We start from the raw sequence: 14,195 nt of genomic DNA, 5'->3' as shown, positions 1-14,195 counted from the left end.
AGCTGCGGCGTATCCGGCCCGGCCCACGTACGCCCGGACCCAGCGAACGAGCCTAGCCAGCATCGGCCCGCCGTGCAGGACCACGCCCCCTTACTGCCCCCTCCACAAACCATCCCCCCACCCCCGACCCCCCCGCCCCACCCTCACTCGTCAGCGAGGCGACGCCCCGCCGGCCTCACATCGGGGCCACCTCATCGGCCGGCGAAGGAGTCGTGGAGGTGCGGCAAGGACGACTCAGACTCGCCTCGGGACAAACCGGTGTCACGTACACCTCCGAAGTCCGCTATTCTTCTTTCTGTCGCCGCGAGAGCGGAAGACACGGCAGGTTGCCCGAGTGGCCAAAGGGAGCGGTCTGTAAAACCGTCGGCTCAGCCTACGCAAGTTCGAACCTTGCACCTGCCACACCAGCGGGAAGGGGCCCGTCACCAGCGGAAACGCGGTGACGGGCCTCTCGTTGTGTCCGGCTGGTTTCGTCGAAATGCGCTACCAGCGTGAGCGCTTGGGCGGCCTGTAGCTTCTTCTGAACGACCCCGCTGTGGTTGACGTACCTGTTAGCCACAGTTGACCAGCTCTGCGCGCCTGGGGCCTGCCGGTCAAGGACCTCCGGCACCGCTCGGCCCGCCCACCGCAACGTCCTGTGTAGGCACTCCATCTCCTCCTCAGCCCCGGTCGCGGGGTCTCCGAGGTTCGTTGGTGAGTGCCCGTCTGGCTGCGTCGGTAAGCGGGTCGGCGCGCTTCAGCGTGGACGGTTGGTGGGGTGGGCCGGAGGGGTGGCTGTCAGGCTGGCCAGGAGCTTGAGGCGGTCTTCTGAGGTGCTGCCTGGCTCGGCGGTGTAGATGGTGAGGCCGTAGACCGTCCGGTTGGAGATGGGCAGGTCGAGGGACTGGTAGGTCAGCTCCAGGTCGCCGACCTGCGGGTGCCACAGTCGCTTGTGGCCAGCATGGTGGATGCGGACGTCGTGGGCGGCCCACTGGCTGCGGAACTCGGGGCTGAGCGTGGACAGCTCGCCGACCAGGTCGCGCAGGGCGCGGTCGTGGGGTTCGCGGCCGGCCTCGGCGCGTAGCAGGGCGGCGCTGACGGCGGCGGCCTCGTCCCAGTCGACGAAGAACTGCTGCGAGGCCGGGTCGAGGAAGACGTAGCGGGCCAGGTTGGTACGGGCGTGCCGGGTGGTGGCTGGGCTGTCGAAGACCGGGGCGAGCAGGGACCGGGCCAGTGCGTTGCAGGTGACGATGTCGGTGCGGCCGTTGCGTACCCACGCCGCCGACAGCGTCATGGAGTCCAGCAGCCACTGGACCGGCGGCGGGACCTGGGCGTCCGTGCGGCGGGAAGGTGTGCGGCGGGTGGGGCGGGCGGCGCGGGCCAGGGCGAACAGGTAGGTGCGTTCGTCCTGGTCCAGGCGCAAGGCCTGGGCCACCGCGCCGAGTACCTCTTCCGATACGCCGGTGATGTGGCCTTTCTCCAGCCGCGTGTACCACTCGGTGCTCACTCCGGCCAGCACCGCGACCTCCTCGCGGCGCAGCCCGGGGACCCGGCGCCGGCCGCCGGCAGGCAGCCCGACCTGTTCCGGGGTCAGCTTGGCGCGCCGGGTCGTGAGGAAATCCCGGATCTGGGCGCGGTTGTCGGGCCGGTCGTCCATGTCCTCCACGGTAAGCGCAGGTGGCGGTGGGAAGGAGGTTGAACTTGTTCCCCTATAAGCGCGCTCTGCCTCGTGTGCGGCGCGACGGGTTTTCTGGGATCAGCAGAGAGGACGCGACCTGCTGATGTCAGGTCCAGCCAGCTCTTGGCGTGGTGATCGGCCCGCCCATCACCCGTCGGAGCCCTCCTGTGACGCACCAGCAGGACCTCCACCACTCAGGAGTACGACCATGACCGGCAAGACCGTACTGATCACCGGCGCGACCAGCGGCATCGGCGCCCACACCGCGCGACTGCTCCTCGACCGCGGTCACCGCGTGGCCGTCACCGGCCGCGACGAGACCAGGCTCAAGTCCTTCCTCGACGAGACCGGCCACCCCGACCGGCTGCTCGGGATCATCGCCGACGCCGCCGACTGGCCGGCCACCCAAGCCGCCGTGACCCGCACCGTGGAACGCTTTGGCGCCCTGCACGCCGTGGTCGCCAACGCCGGTTTCGCCGCCGCCGACTACCCGCGCACCATCGCCGACGGTGACCCGGAGCTGTGGGCGCCGATGGTCCTCACCAACGTCCTCGGCCCCGCCCTGCTGGCCAACGCCGCCCTGCCCCACCTCGAGGCCACGGGCGGGCGGCTGATCCTCATCGGCAGCGTCGCCGGCCTGAAGAACAGCCCCGCCAACCTCTACTCCGCCACCAAGTGGGCCGTCACGGGCATGGCTGAGAACCTGCGCATGTACGCCACCAGCCGCGGCATCGGCGTCACCCTCGTCAACCCCGGCATGACCGACACCGCTTTCTGGCAAGGCAGCGTCCCGCCCATCGCCATGTCCCCCGAGCCCGTCGCCGAGGCCATCTGCTTCGCCCTCGGCCAGCCGGCCGGCGTCGACCTCAACACCCTGACCATCCGGCCGGTCGGCCAGCCCGTCTGAGGCACAGATCCGTGAGCTGTGGTGTTCCAAGGGGAAGCGGCACGTGGCCAGAGGCCTCCTGGTCACGTTCGCGTGTGGGACATGCGGGGTTCCTCTCGTAAGGGATGAGCTTCGGGCCAGTGTGAACGGGTGCGAGAGATGATCTAGGCTGGGCGCCCCTGAACACGATCACCTGGCGGCGTTCTTGCTTCCGTTATCGGCGATTCCCCCGCGCTGGGGCGTGCCCTCGCTGACCTTGGCGGCTCTGGCGGCCCCCGCCTTGCGTACCTTTTCGCTGTACTTCCCCGAAGGGCCGACCTACTCGACCAAGGGCTTTACCTGCCCGCTGAGCTCCGAGCCACTGGCTCCTGCGGATATCGGCTGGCTGATAGAGCTCAACTGGCGCACCGTCTCCGCGGACTTGAACGGCTTGCCCACCACGGTGATGGCGCTTGGTCTTTGTGCGGTTCTCGTTCTTCGGGGAAGGTGGGGCGTCGCCGCCGCGTGGCTGACGGCGGCGCTGTTCGTGGTGATCGCCGGGGTGTTCAGCATTCCGTACGCCGTTCAGATCAGCTTGGACGGCTGTACGGAAACCATTGAATTCGGTGGTTGGGACATCGTCATGTACGGCCCGATCCTGCACTATGTGGCGGGCGCAGTGTTGGTCGCATTCTTGGCGTTGATTCGGCGCGAGGAGGGGGCGCGGCTCCAGGCTTGAGATCGCAGTCAGGCGTGCGGCTCTGATCTCGTCCAGGTCGGTAGGTCACGTGTCGGCGCCTATGCCTCGGCAGAGGCACTCCGGCTCCGGGGTGGTCGCCAATGCCTTGGTTCCTACACTCGTGAGCCATGGCGGCCGATGCGGCAGGTGAACTTGAGGGTCTCGCCGGCTTTCTCCGTGAATACCGGGCAGGTGGCTACGCCGTTCAGCAAGTGAGGGAGGCCGTGTGCGGCGGATGTGCGGGCAGGCACTTCAACGTCATGGCCGATGACGATGCAGGTTGTGTCCGACGGATCTGTGTCGCGTGCGGGGGCGCTTCCTATGTCGCTGACAGCGCCGATCACGTGGATGAGGCGGATCTTGGAGAATGTGCTTGTCCGTGTGGAGGCGAGGAGTTCGCTGTAGCGGTGGGGCTCGCCTTGCGCGGTGATGGTGAGGTGCGGTGGGTCAGTGTCGGCTTGCGCTGCCTTCGGGACGGAAGCCTGGGCGTCTACGCGGACTGGAAGATCGACTACAGTCCCACTGCCCACCTACTGGAACTGGCCTGATCGTACGGCGGTAGTCACTTGGATGCCTGGTCGCCGAGCAGGACGACCTTGCCGGCGGCGGGGTCGAAACCGAGGACCACGTGCTCTTGGCTTCCGCCTTCCGGGGTCATCAGCACCGGCTTGCCGAGTTCGCTGCCGATCGCTCGCAGGAAGTCGCAGAGGGTGTCGACGCCCTTCTGGTCTTGCAGTTCGTGAAGGTCGACGTCGAAGTCGATTTCGGTGTCCGACATGAATCGGAAGATCGCGAGCACGCCCGGAGCGGGCCAGACTCGTAGTGACGCCGTCTCGGCCTCGGGTGGGCGAGTGAGTGCTTCGGCGGCGGTGGGCAGTGGCAGCGCCGTGGCGCCTTGCGAGTACTGCCATTTCCGTCCGCGTGCTCTGACCAGGTCCAGGACGGTCTGCCAGTCCTCGACGATGGCGTCCGGGACAAAGAGGTCGGGCAGTGCGCCCATCAAGCCGGGATCGAAGAATTCGCTCACTTCGTCCCACTGGAGATCTGTCATGTCGCCATGCTGGCTGCTTGAGGGGGCTGTCGCAGCTCGATTACTTCGGCCTCTGATTGACATCCGCTCATCGTCGGTCGATGGCGTCCCGCCGAGTGGTGTAATGCGTGACGATCAGTCACTGGGGTCTGGCAGGAGGTGAGCCATCGTGTGACGGTCGAAGGGAAGCGGCTCATTCTCCCCGGAAGGGCACGTTCACGATGGGCGCCGTTTGCGTAGGCGGGGAAGAAGGAGTCGGAGCGCAGCTCAAACTGCGTGCCGGCGCTTCCAGCTACTCGCGCCCTCCTGCACGTCACCCGCCTGTCTCGAGCTCGGAAAGCGCACCTGGAACGCGCGCACACGTCGATATCACGGACCGTAGCCTATTGAGTTCGCTTCACGCGAGGCATTTCGACTCTCTTAACATGCATGTCAACGATGTCCTTGTGAAAAGTATCTCGCTGCCGCTCTGCTGATCGCGGGTGCCACGATGGTGTCCGGCTGCGGTCCCGGCGGAACGCAAGCGCCCGTATCAGCGCAGGAGTTTCTTCGCAGTGAGCGGAACGGCTCACTCGACGTCTCCCTCTTACGGGTCTCGGAGTCCGGCTATCCGGCATACGATTGCCGGTGGGATCGCGTACGTGGCCTTGGATCAGGGCGCTGTCGTCCGCGACGACTCTGCGCCGGCAGACCAATGGAAGCCGGCGAAAAGCGTTGCCGACTTCGAGAAGGCGATGCCGTCGGGCACCAAGATCCTCGCGTATCCGAGGGAATTGCCGCAGGAGGCGCTCACCGGCGCAGTGCGCATTCCCGGTGCCAAGCTGCCTGGCTCGGCGCAGCTCATGCTGGTTCCCCCGCAAGGGCTCCTTCTGGAAGACCCCGTTCTGGCCGCACAGCGCTCTGGTGGTCAGACCGCGCTCGTCGGAGGACGAGAGCCACTTTCGGCGGGCGGCAATGCCTGGCTCCAGCCCAGGAGCATGGACGAACTCATTGCCCGGCTGAAGGACCATGGCATCTCTGAATGACACGTCAGGCGCCCGTCGGGGCGCCTGACTTCACTTGAGCTTTGAGCTGGCACGGGGTCGGCTGCGTTGTGTGGTGGCGGAAGCTGCGATCGGCAACGCGCGAACTTGGTAAGTGGTCACAGTGCGATGGGGCGGTAAGCGGACGCCTGGGCAACGACTTGTTCCGGGGTTGGTTCAGCTGTTGAGGGCCAGAAGATCAGGTCGGAGACATGGCCTGAAGGGCATGCGAATGAGCGGTCCAGTATCTCCAGCCAGCTGTCGAGTTCCCGCTCGTCCGCGTACTCCCCATCCATGATGCGCTGCACCAAGGAGACGGCCTCCCCGCGATTCAGGTGCACGCTCAGCCCGTACCCCACGGGGAGGTTTGATCCGCCATGGGGTGGATCGTATCGCCCGGATCTTGAGGAGGGGTGGATGGGCGGGGGTCGGGGTGAGTGAGGAGGTGCGTCTCTGACGTGACCCCACGGGAGGCTCCGGGGTTCGGGCAAATTTGGATAGTTGCAGGTCATGGGCGTCGTTGGGGGCGGCGAGTGTGGCGGCGGACGGGGTGGATGTCGCTCATGCTCGTCAATGGAGCCGAGTGTCACCGTGCGTGGTGATTGACCGGCTCGTTCGAGTATCCGAGGGTGAAGCGGAGCCAGATCATGGCTGAGCAGGGGCGCGTGCGGTGGAAGCGGTTTGCCGTGATCTTGGCTCCGGTGGCGGTGGTGACGTCGGTGGTGGTGGGTGCCACGGCTCAGGGGGTCATCGGGGCTACGTTCGTGGTGGCCGGTAGTGCGTTCAAGCTTTCCGTGGGGGAGTTGCGGGGGCAGGGGTTCGCCATGACCGGCAGGGTGGTGGAGAACAGGGCGGGGCGGTCGATTCCGGTCATCGCCACCGGGGTGCGGCGGGCTGTGGTGACCGATCTGTGCCAGAGCGTGCTGGTGAGGACGCCGCTCGGGCCCGTCACGATGCGGCTCACCGGGGGGCGGGGCGGGAACGTGGTGACGATCGATGATCTGGTGCTCGATGTGGAGACCGGGCGGACGGGGGCCGATCTCCGGGCGCTGGAGCTGGGGCGGGATGCTGCCACGTTGGACGAGGTGCCCGGGCTCAGGGGGCCGGCCGGGGCGTTCGGCAGTCAGGCTTCGGCGGTCACGCTTCGTGATCTCAGGTTGAGTCCGCGGGCTGCCACGGCGGCGACGTTCCGGTTGCCGGATCTCGGGCTCGACGTGGTGCGGGGGGAGCGCGAATGCTTCTGAGGGCGGGATGGCGGCGGGGGCGGCCGTTCTGGGGCGGGGCGTTGGTCGTCGCGGCGGGGGTGGAGCTGCTCTCCGTTCCGATGGCGCTTGACGCTTTGCCGGTGGCCGTCATGTTCGGCGCTGTGGGGGTCAGCTATCTGATCGCGCTGCTCATGGTGATGGCAGGGGTGCTGGTCTGGGCGCAGCCGGCTCAGCGGGTCTTTCTCGGGCTGGTGGCGCTGGTGCTGTCCCTGGCGTCCTTCGTCTACTCCAATCTGGGCGGTTTCCTGGTCGGGATGGTCCTGGGGCTGGTGGGCGGCATGCTGGTGATGGCCTGGGCCCCTGAGAGCGAGCCGGACAACCGCATCGACACCTTCAGCATCCGGAGCGCGGTGAGGGGGTGGCGCGGGTCACGGGGTGACGATGGCGAAGTCCGGGGTGGGGGTCTCCAGGACGGCGATCAACCGTTGGAGGACGGCCAGGTCGCCGTCGTGGTCGAGGCCGCGGTCGGTGTCGCCGGCGAGCAGCCCGAGCAGGCGGTCCTTGGTGAGGCGGAGGGTGAGGTCGGGGCTGCCGCCGGACGGGGACTGCTCGTGGATCAGGGCGCCGTTGGACATCGTGGTGCGATGATGCTCGCCCGAGCCGGTGTCCGTGAGGTGCCAGTCGATGGTGAAGCGTTCGGTCCAGGCGGACGGGCCGTTGACGCGGATGGCGAGGGAGTCGAAGAGCTGGGCCGGCGTGAGGGCGTTCAGGAGGTCGGGCGGGGCGGTGTCGGTCGCGGCGGGTGACGGGCCGCCGGCCAGCTCGTGGGCGCCCGTGAGGTAGAAGTTGCGCCAGGTGGCGTTCTCGGCGCCGTGGCCCAGGCGGGTGTAGACCTGGGCGAGGAGACGGCGGGCGGCGGAGTCGCGCGGGTCGGCGAAGACGGCGTGGTTGAGCAGGGTGGCGGCGAAGCGGAGGTCGCCTTCCTGAACGTAGCCGCCGGCCAGGGCGACGACGGCGGAGGTGCCGCCGAAGGCTTCGACGTAGCGGCGGGCCTGCTCGACGGGCGGGTACTCCCACAGGTGGGCGGGGTTGCCGTCGAACCAGCCCAGGTAGCGCTGGTAGATGGCCTTGACGTTGTGGCTGACGGAGCCGTAGTAGCCGTGGGTGTGCCAGGCCTGTTCGAGGGCGGGCGGCAGCCGCATGGTCTCGGCGATCTCGGGGCCGGTCAGGCCGCTGTTCAGCAGGCGCAGGGTCTGGTCGTGCAGGTACGCGTACAGGTCGCGCTGCTGCGACAGGAACGTGACGATGCGCTCGCGGCCCCAGGTGGGCCAGTGGTGGGAGGCGAAGGCCACGTCCGCCTGGCCGGCGAACAGGGCGATGGCCTCGGTCAGGTAGCGCGCCCAGACCCGGGTGTCGCGCACCAGCGCGCCCCGCAGGGTGAGGACGTTGTGCAGGTTGTGGGTGGCGTTCTCGGCCAGGCAGAGGGCACGGCGGCCGGGAAAGAGGAAGTTCATCTCGGCCGGGGCCTCGGTGCCGGGGGTGAGCTGGAAGACGATGCGCACGCCGTCGACCGTCTCCTCCTGGCCGGTGCGGGTGATGTCGAGGGTGGGCGGGACGAGGGAGACGGTGCCGGTGGAGGCGCCCATGCCGAGGCCGCAGCCGAGCTGGCCTTCCGGGTCACGGGGCAGGAACTGGCCGTACATGTACGCGGCGCGGCGGTTCATGGCGGTGCCGGCATAGACGTTCTCGGAGACGGCGTGCTCCATGAAGCGGGCTGGGGCGATGACGGGGATGCCGTCGCCGCTGGTGACACCCCTGGCGCCGCCGAAGTGGTCGACGTGGGAGTGGGTGTAGACGAGGCCGGTGACCGGGCGGTCGCCGCGGTGGTCGCGGTAGAGCCGCAGGGCCGCGGCCGCGCACTCGGTGGAGATGAGCGGGTCGATGACGATGACGCCGCGCTCGCCTTCCACGAGGGTCATGTTGGCCAGGTCGAGGCCGCGTACCTGGTAGATGCCGTCGGTGACCTCGTACAGGCCCTGCTTGGCGCAGAGCTGCGCCTGCCGCCACAGGCTGGGATGCGCGGTGGGCGGGCAGTCGGCGTCGAGGAAGGCGTAGGCGTCGTTGTCCCAGACGACCTGGCCGTCGGCCGCCCTGATCAGGGCGGGGGTCAGCTTGGCGACGAAGCCGCGGTCGGCGTCGTCGAAGTCCGTCCGGTCGTGGAAGGGAAGGTCTGCCATGCGACGGTGGTGCCCGGCATCGCCTGTGATGAGGGCAAGCGAACGCTCAAATGTTGCCGTCCCGTGAGCGCTCAGGAAGGGAGGAACTTGGTCAGGAGGTCGGCGAGCTTGGCGAGGGAGTCGGCGAAGTCGGCGACCGGGCGGAGCCGGTCGCGCAGGCGGCGGAACGCGTCCGCGATGCGGCTCGTGTCCCGCTCCGCGGCCGGGCGGGCGGCCTCGTCGAGGAGCTCCTGCGCGTCGCGGCCGGCCCGTTCGGGGTGGTCGATCTCGTCGGAACGGGCGGCGACCCGCGTCATCAGGTCGGCGAGCAGCGCCTCCAGCCGCACCAGGTCCGGGTCAGGGCCGGCGGCGCTCTGGCCCGATGTCGTGACGTGCTGGGTGAAGTGGGAGCCGGGGCCGCCGAACTGGCTGCCGGTGAACGTCCCGCTGTAGGTGTAGCTGTCGTCGGTCATGACTTGCCCTCGCCGCGCTGCTCGGTGGTGTTCTGGACGAACTGGGAGCCAGGCCCGCCGAACTGGCCGCCCTGGAAGCTGCCGCTGTAGTGCGTGGTGCTGGAGATGGAGACCGCGGTGGCCTGGCGCCGGTAGGCGGTGGTGTCGACGCCTTTGTCCTCCAGGAAGTCGAGCACGGCCGAGGTCAGCCGCTCCTCGATGAGCTTGGTGTACTTGAAGGTGTCCAGCTCGTGGATCATGGTGTCGGCCCGCTCGGCCGCGCCCAGCTCGCGCAGGCTCAGGCGGGCGCCGTAGTCATAGGCGGTGTACGCGCGCGGGTCGTCCACGCCGATGCTGTGCCGGAACGACTGCCACCCCATGCGCAGCAGCCGCACGGGCGCGGCGACGATGTCGCGGAACAGGTAGAGGACGCTCCCGCGCAGCGCGTGGTACGCCAGGAGCGGCGGCGAGGAGAGCGGCAGCTCGTCCACGTGCCGGTACGCCTTGGCCGCGGGCGGCAGCACGGTGACGACGAACTCGGTGTAGAGCATGCGCCCCTCGACCGCGAGGTGCACGAACGCGGTGACCGACGTCCCCCGGTCTTCCGCCGGGATGATGATGCGGCCCGACGGGTCGAGCACGCTCGGCCCCTCCGAGTTGATGTCCAGCCGCTGGTAGTGCCGCGCCCCTGCCTGGGGGCTGCGGATCACGGCGGAGACGACCTGCTCCGGCAGGTTCGTCCAGGGGCGCAGCTGCTTGGAGTCGACCAGGGGGTGCAGCGCGGGGCCAGCGCCGTTCCAGCCGTGCAGCTGGTTGAACCGGCCGCCGGCGACGATCTGGTCGCGGATGCGCAGGTTGATGATGCCCGCCGGGTGGGACTGCGCGCTCATCTGCTCCAGCCGTTCGCGGACGAACGTGTGCAGCTCCAGCGGGTCGATCTCGACGAGCGGGCGCACCGGCCCCGAGCCGTTGTGCGCGCCCGCCGTCCGGTCCATCTCGACGGCGATGGTCCAGGCGCGGGCCGTGTCGCCCGCGCCGAGGAACGGGTTGCGCCCGGAGTAGAGCGTGATGTTGCCGTGCTGGGCCGCGCCGATCCACTGCAGCCGTTGCTCCGTCTCGTCGCCGGCGGCCGGGCCGGACGGCGGCGGCGCGCCCGGACGCAGGTCGCGGCCGATGACGCGGTAGACGGCGATGCGGTAGGCGATGGCGACGCCGAGGGTGACGAGCGCCATGATCGGCCACTGCACCAACAGCCCGGCGGCATCGTACGTCACGAAGGTGATCTCCCCGCCCAGCAACACCCGGGCGGAGATGAGAGCCGCGAGCACGAGGCCCGCCGCCACCGCCAGGACCGTCGAGAAGATAAGCCAGGCGATGAGCTTGTGCGGCCAGGGAAGCCCGCGTATCGGTCGCACGGTGAGGAGGGCGAACGCGAGGGCCATGGCGAGCCATTGGACAGTGCCCGTGGCGAAAAGAAGGAGGCCGAGGACGAGCACGAGGGTCAGCACGACCTCCCGGGCCAGCAGGAACGACCGCGCCCGCAGGCAGTGCCGCAGCACGGGCACGACGTCGAAGCCGCCGTGCGAGGGCGCGACGCCCCGGTGCCGGTTGCGGACCAGCTCGCGCAGCGCCACCTCCCGGTACGTCGGGTCGAGGTACGCGGCGACCGACATGTACCGGGTCGCGTCTCGCATGGCGGTGCCGGAGGGGGCCTGCGAGGTGGCCGGCGGGGGTTGGGAAGGACTGGTGTGCATGCCCGGCTCCTCTCGACGGAGAGATCAGCCTCATACACGTTAGGCGATCCGTAATCGTACGACTACGGAATAACGTTTCTGGTATGCCTCGTGGTAGGCAGGGTCTGGAGGAAGGGGTCGATATGGGCCTACGCGTGGTGGGGGCGGGGTTCCCGCGTACGGGGACGACGTCGTTGCGGAAGGCGCTGGAGCGGCTGCTCGGGGCGCCCTGCTACCACATGGAGGAGCTGTTCGCCCGGCCGGGCGACGCCGCCGTGTGGCGTGACGCCTGTGCGGGGACGCTGCCGGACTGGGGCGGGTTCCTGGCGGGGTACGCGGCGGGGGTGGACTGGCCGGTGTCGTGGTTCTGGCGGGAGCTGTCCGCCGCGTACCCGGACGCGCTGGTACTGCTGTCGCGGCGGGAGAGCCCCGAGCGCTGGTACGAGAGCATGGACCGCACGGTGCTGCAGGGGGCCCGCCACCTGATGGGCGGAAGCCCGGCGGGTGAGCGGCCGCCGTTGCTCGCCGGGAGCGCCGAGCAGGCCGACGCCATGCAGGAGGTGATCCGGGCGCTGTTCGGTGGCGCGTTCGGCGATCCGAACGACCGTGACCGGATCGTCGCGGCCTACGAGCGGCAGCTCGCCGAGGTCCGCGCCACGGTGCCGGCGCACCGGCTGCTGGAGTGGCAGCCGTCGGAGGGGTGGGAGCCGGTGTGCGCCGCGCTCGGCGTTCCCGTCCCCGACGAGCCGTTCCCGCACGAGAACACCACGGCGCAGGCGCAGGCCCGCATCAGGCGCTGACCGGCACCAGGTCGGACAACGCCCGCCGGCCCAGTGCCGCGAGGGTCAGCGTCACCGCGACCGAGCCGGCCGCCAGCACCGTCATCGCCACGGCCGGCGAGGTCAGCTGGGCCACCGCGCCGGCGAGGGCCGCGCAGAGGCCCTGCACGGCGGACATGCCGACGAAGTGCAGGCCGAGGGCCTGGCCGGCGAGGCCGGCGGGGGTGTGGGACATCAGGCGTTCCTGGATGACCAGGCCCGCGCCGAAGCCGGCGGAGGCGACGGCGACCACGACGGCCGCCGCCGCCCCTTCCGGCCGCAGGACGAAGATCAGGTACGGTGCCGCGAGCAGCAGGCGCAGCGGGATTGCGAGACGGGGACGCCATGCGGGCGGCACCAGGCGCCCCACGGCCACGTCGCCCAGGAACATGCCGAGCGCCGCGCACGCGTGCAACGTCCCGGCGAACGCGGGGGCGTACGACACGTAGAGCGACTCGCAGCCGATGACCAGGCCGTTCGGGATCCACAACAGCAGGTACGCCAGGCGCCGGGGCCGCGCGGACCACAGGAAGGCGTTGGCCCGCCAGGTCGCCGAGACGGACGGGCGCCCGGCGGCGCGCGGCGGGCGGGCCGTGAGCCCCAGGCGGGCGCCCAGGGCCGACACCACGTGCAGTGCCGCGGCCAGGATCAGGCACGTCCTCGGTGTGAGGGACGTCAGCAGCGCGCCGCCCACCGCGAACCCGGCCACCTGCGTCAGCCCCGACACCATGTTGAACACCGAACGGCCCAGCACGTAGCCGTCCTTCGGCAGGATCTCGGTCAGCAGCCCCGACCGCACGCCCCCGCCCAGCGACGCGATCAGCCCCTGCGTGAGGAGGACGGCGAAGATCGCCGCGACCGGCAGGCCGGGCCAGGTGAGCAGCGCCGCGCCGGTCGCGTACGCGAGCGAGAGGCCGCACAGGATCACCCGCGGCGGCAGGCGGTCGGCGGCCGAGAGCAGGAACGCGGCCCCCACCAGCTGCGCGAGCTGCGGCCCGAACATGCTCACCGCCGCCAGGAACGGCGAGCCGGTGGCACGGAAGACCAGCGTACCGAGGGCGAGGGCGCCGATCGTCTGGGCGCAGGAGTGGGCGGTGAAGGAGAGCAGGAACGGGGTGTACTCCGGGGTGCGGAGCAGGGCTCGGTAGCTGCGCATGGGTACGAAGTCTCGGAGAGGCCCCCGGACCGTGTTTACTGTTTCGCCGGCGCGCGAAAGGTCGTACACGGATGGGCTTGTGGCAGATCGACACCGACACGCTGGCCCGCAGCCGGTTCGTGCTGTCGCCGTTCGCCGAGACGTTCGCGAGCCTGAAGCTGCTGCACGCGGGCGCCGGCCGGCATCCGGGCGAGGCGGCGTGGCTGCGGGCGCACCTGCCCGGCTACCGCGCCCGCCTCGCCGACGACCCGGTGGCGGCGCTGATCGTGCGGGCGGCGCTCGGCGCGTCCTGGATCGCCGACTTCTTCTGTCCCACCTCGTGCGAGGGGGAGAGCTTCGAGGAGACCGTCGCCCGGGTGCGGGCGGCAGGCGCGCGGGAGGCGCGCGACAACCTGCGCGTCTCGCTGCGCGGCCCGCTCCCCGCCGCCCTGGAGCGGGACGACCTGCCCGGGCGGGCGGCCGCCCTCCTGACGTACGTCTGGGACGAGACCGTACGACCGTACTGGCGGCGCCGCCGGCGCATCCTCGAAGCGGACATGGTGGCGCGGACGGCGCGGGTGAGCCAGGGCGGCTGGGCGGCCGTGCTGGACTCGCTGCGGCCCGGCACGCGGTGGCTCGGGGAGAGCCGCTTCCAGGTCAACATGAACGCGTACCCGCCCCGTGAGGTGGCCGCCGGGGCGGAGCTGCTGTTCATGCCGGTGACGCCGCGGGCCGGGTGGGTGTCGTGGGAGGGGCGGGAGCGGTACGCCCTCGTCTACCCGTGCCTGGGGGTGCTCGCCGAGGACCACGACCGGCGGCCCGCACCGGCCGGGCTCGCGGCGCTCGTCGGCGGCGCGCGGGCCGGGGTGCTGGTGCTCCTGGGCACCCCCATGAGCACGACCCAGCTCGTCGCCGTGACCGGGCAGGCGCTCGGGTCCGTGGGGCGGCACCTGCGGGTGCTGCTGGACGCGGGGCTGGTGGAGCGGCGGCGGGCCGGGCGGTCGGTCCTCTATGTGCGGACGGCGGCGGGGGACGTGCTGGTGGAGGCATCAGGGGCCGGAACAAAAGGGGCCGGAACAAAAGGGGCAGGCACCTCAGGGGCTCACGCCACTCCTTCGTGAAGCAGCTTCGCGGCCACCATCGCCCCGTCCGAGCGGACCTCGCCCGCCACGGCCGCCGCCCGCGCCCGGGTCCCGGCCGCCAGCGCCGTCCCGAGCGCCGCCGACAGGGACGCGACGGTCGGCACTGGCCCGTCGTGCGCCACCCCGATCCCCAGCGCGGCCACCCGCCCCGCGTAGTACGGCTGGTCCACCATCTGCGGCA

General features: G+C 70.2%; 14 protein-coding genes, 1 tRNA gene and 2 pseudogenes. 9 read left to right on the top strand and 8 right to left on the bottom strand.

Annotation, left to right across the window (positions count from 1 at the left end; all coding sequences use genetic code 11):
* Positions 1-320 precede the first annotated feature (320 nt).
* Positions 321-402: transfer RNA gene (locus HCN51_RS37665), tRNA-Tyr, on the top strand.
* A gap of 334 nt (positions 403-736) precedes the next feature.
* On the opposite strand, the gene HCN51_RS37660 is transcribed toward HCN51_RS37665, so the two are convergent.
* On the bottom strand, positions 737-1,636 hold the full coding sequence (locus HCN51_RS37660; protein WP_168016576.1) for a helix-turn-helix transcriptional regulator: 900 nt from the start codon (positions 1,634-1,636) through the stop codon (positions 737-739).
* A 229-nt stretch (positions 1,637-1,865) separates the two neighbouring features.
* On the opposite strand from HCN51_RS37660, the gene HCN51_RS37655 reads away from it, so the two are divergent.
* The 3 genes from HCN51_RS37655 to HCN51_RS37645 all read left to right on the top strand — a co-directional run bounded on the left by HCN51_RS37655 (position 1,866) and on the right by HCN51_RS37645 (position 3,809).
* Positions 1,866-2,564: an SDR family oxidoreductase gene (locus HCN51_RS37655; RefSeq protein ID WP_168016574.1), complete on the top strand. Its 699-nt coding sequence runs from the start codon at positions 1,866-1,868 to the stop codon at positions 2,562-2,564.
* Between the two features lie 220 nt (positions 2,565-2,784).
* Entirely contained in the window at positions 2,785-3,261 is a 477-nt protein-coding gene (locus HCN51_RS37650; RefSeq protein ID WP_168016572.1) for a hypothetical protein, read from the top strand.
* Between the two features lie 128 nt (positions 3,262-3,389).
* Positions 3,390-3,809, top strand: a complete 420-nt coding sequence (locus HCN51_RS37645) for a hypothetical protein (protein WP_168016570.1) — start codon at positions 3,390-3,392, stop codon at positions 3,807-3,809.
* Positions 3,810-3,823: 14 nt separating this feature from the next.
* Here HCN51_RS37645 and HCN51_RS37640 read toward each other — a convergent pair whose 3' ends face one another.
* Positions 3,824-4,312 carry a hypothetical protein gene (locus HCN51_RS37640; protein WP_168016568.1) on the bottom strand — a complete coding sequence of 163 codons (489 nt, stop codon included), beginning with the start codon at positions 4,310-4,312 and terminating at the stop codon, positions 3,824-3,826.
* 620 nt (positions 4,313-4,932) lie between these two features.
* On the opposite strand from HCN51_RS37640, the gene HCN51_RS37635 reads away from it, so the two are divergent.
* Positions 4,933-5,316, top strand: coding sequence for a hypothetical protein (locus HCN51_RS37635; protein WP_168016566.1), 384 nt, complete (start codon positions 4,933-4,935; stop codon positions 5,314-5,316).
* A gap of 116 nt (positions 5,317-5,432) precedes the next feature.
* Here HCN51_RS37635 and HCN51_RS37630 read toward each other — a convergent pair whose 3' ends face one another.
* Entirely contained in the window at positions 5,433-5,624 is a 192-nt protein-coding gene (locus tag HCN51_RS37630; protein WP_206068350.1) for a bacteriocin immunity protein, read from the bottom strand.
* A gap of 336 nt (positions 5,625-5,960) precedes the next feature.
* On the opposite strand from HCN51_RS37630, the gene HCN51_RS37625 reads away from it, so the two are divergent.
* Both HCN51_RS37625 and HCN51_RS60225 read left to right on the top strand, forming a co-directional pair.
* Positions 5,961-6,557 carry a DUF6230 family protein gene (locus HCN51_RS37625; protein WP_168016564.1) on the top strand — a complete coding sequence of 199 codons (597 nt, stop codon included), beginning with the start codon at positions 5,961-5,963 and terminating at the stop codon, positions 6,555-6,557.
* Positions 6,548-6,865 (top strand): annotated as a pseudogene (locus tag HCN51_RS60225) (DUF6114 domain-containing protein); the annotation flags it as partial. The gene HCN51_RS37625 and the pseudogene HCN51_RS60225, both read left to right, overlap by 10 nt.
* Before the next feature lie 81 nt (positions 6,866-6,946).
* On the opposite strand, the gene HCN51_RS37620 reads toward HCN51_RS60225, so the two are convergent.
* The 3 genes from HCN51_RS37620 to HCN51_RS37610 form a co-directional block, all read right to left on the bottom strand.
* Positions 6,947-8,755 (bottom strand): alkyl/aryl-sulfatase, encoded by a 1,809-nt coding sequence (locus HCN51_RS37620; RefSeq protein ID WP_168016562.1) that lies wholly within the window; start codon positions 8,753-8,755, stop codon positions 6,947-6,949.
* 71 nt (positions 8,756-8,826) lie between these two features.
* Complete coding sequence (locus HCN51_RS37615) at positions 8,827-9,207, bottom strand: hypothetical protein (RefSeq protein WP_168016560.1); 381 nt, start codon at positions 9,205-9,207, stop codon at positions 8,827-8,829.
* A complete protein-coding gene (locus tag HCN51_RS37610) occupies positions 9,204-10,940 on the bottom strand; it encodes a hypothetical protein (RefSeq protein WP_168016558.1) in 1,737 nt (578 codons plus the stop codon). The genes HCN51_RS37615 and HCN51_RS37610 overlap by 4 nt, the downstream gene beginning before the upstream one ends.
* Positions 10,941-11,062: 122 nt before the next feature.
* Here HCN51_RS37610 and HCN51_RS37605 point away from each other — a divergent pair, with 122 nt between their 5' ends.
* Positions 11,063-11,719: a sulfotransferase family protein gene (locus tag HCN51_RS37605; RefSeq protein WP_168016556.1), complete on the top strand. Its 657-nt coding sequence runs from the start codon at positions 11,063-11,065 to the stop codon at positions 11,717-11,719.
* Here the strand turns inward: HCN51_RS37605 and HCN51_RS37600 are convergent.
* Positions 11,709-12,893 (bottom strand): MFS transporter, encoded by a 1,185-nt coding sequence (locus tag HCN51_RS37600; RefSeq protein WP_168016554.1) that lies wholly within the window; start codon positions 12,891-12,893, stop codon positions 11,709-11,711. The two genes, HCN51_RS37605 and HCN51_RS37600, sit on opposite strands and share 11 nt — an antisense overlap.
* A 71-nt stretch (positions 12,894-12,964) precedes the next feature.
* Between HCN51_RS37600 and HCN51_RS37595 the strand changes: the two genes are divergently transcribed.
* Entirely contained in the window at positions 12,965-13,993 is a 1,029-nt protein-coding gene (locus HCN51_RS37595; RefSeq protein WP_168016552.1) for an ArsR/SmtB family transcription factor, read from the top strand.
* Here HCN51_RS37595 and HCN51_RS37590 read toward each other — a convergent pair.
* Positions 13,975-14,195, bottom strand: a pseudogene (locus HCN51_RS37590) (glycosyltransferase); the annotation flags it as partial. The gene HCN51_RS37595 and the pseudogene HCN51_RS37590 sit on opposite strands and share 19 nt — an antisense overlap.

The sequence above is a fragment of the Nonomuraea composti genome (genome assembly GCF_012034275.1).
GTDB lineage: Bacteria > Actinomycetota > Actinomycetes > Streptosporangiales > Streptosporangiaceae > Nonomuraea > Nonomuraea composti.
The sequence above is the reverse complement of the archived record's forward strand: the minus strand, read 5'-3'. Positions and strand labels throughout refer to the sequence as shown.

Bases quoted from the DNA above. Each gene is read 5' to 3' on its own strand.
- HCN51_RS37600 (WP_168016554.1), bottom strand. From the start codon at position 12,893: ATGCGCAGCTACCGAGCCCTGCTCCGCACCCCGGAGTACACCCCGTTC.
- HCN51_RS37625 (WP_168016564.1), top strand. From the start codon at position 5,961: ATGGCTGAGCAGGGGCGCGTGCGGTGGAAGCGGTTTGCCGTGATCTTG.
- HCN51_RS37645 (WP_168016570.1), top strand. From the start codon at position 3,390: ATGGCGGCCGATGCGGCAGGTGAACTTGAGGGTCTCGCCGGCTTTCTC.
- HCN51_RS37610 (WP_168016558.1), bottom strand. From the start codon at position 10,940: ATGCACACCAGTCCTTCCCAACCCCCGCCGGCCACCTCGCAGGCCCCC.
- HCN51_RS37660 (WP_168016576.1), bottom strand. From the start codon at position 1,636: ATGGACGACCGGCCCGACAACCGCGCCCAGATCCGGGATTTCCTCACG.
- HCN51_RS37620 (WP_168016562.1), bottom strand. From the start codon at position 8,755: ATGGCAGACCTTCCCTTCCACGACCGGACGGACTTCGACGACGCCGAC.
- HCN51_RS37605 (WP_168016556.1), top strand. From the start codon at position 11,063: ATGGGCCTACGCGTGGTGGGGGCGGGGTTCCCGCGTACGGGGACGACG.
- HCN51_RS37640 (WP_168016568.1), bottom strand. From the start codon at position 4,312: ATGACAGATCTCCAGTGGGACGAAGTGAGCGAATTCTTCGATCCCGGC.
- HCN51_RS37615 (WP_168016560.1), bottom strand. From the start codon at position 9,207: ATGACCGACGACAGCTACACCTACAGCGGGACGTTCACCGGCAGCCAG.
- HCN51_RS37655 (WP_168016574.1), top strand. From the start codon at position 1,866: ATGACCGGCAAGACCGTACTGATCACCGGCGCGACCAGCGGCATCGGC.
- HCN51_RS37595 (WP_168016552.1), top strand. From the start codon at position 12,965: ATGGGCTTGTGGCAGATCGACACCGACACGCTGGCCCGCAGCCGGTTC.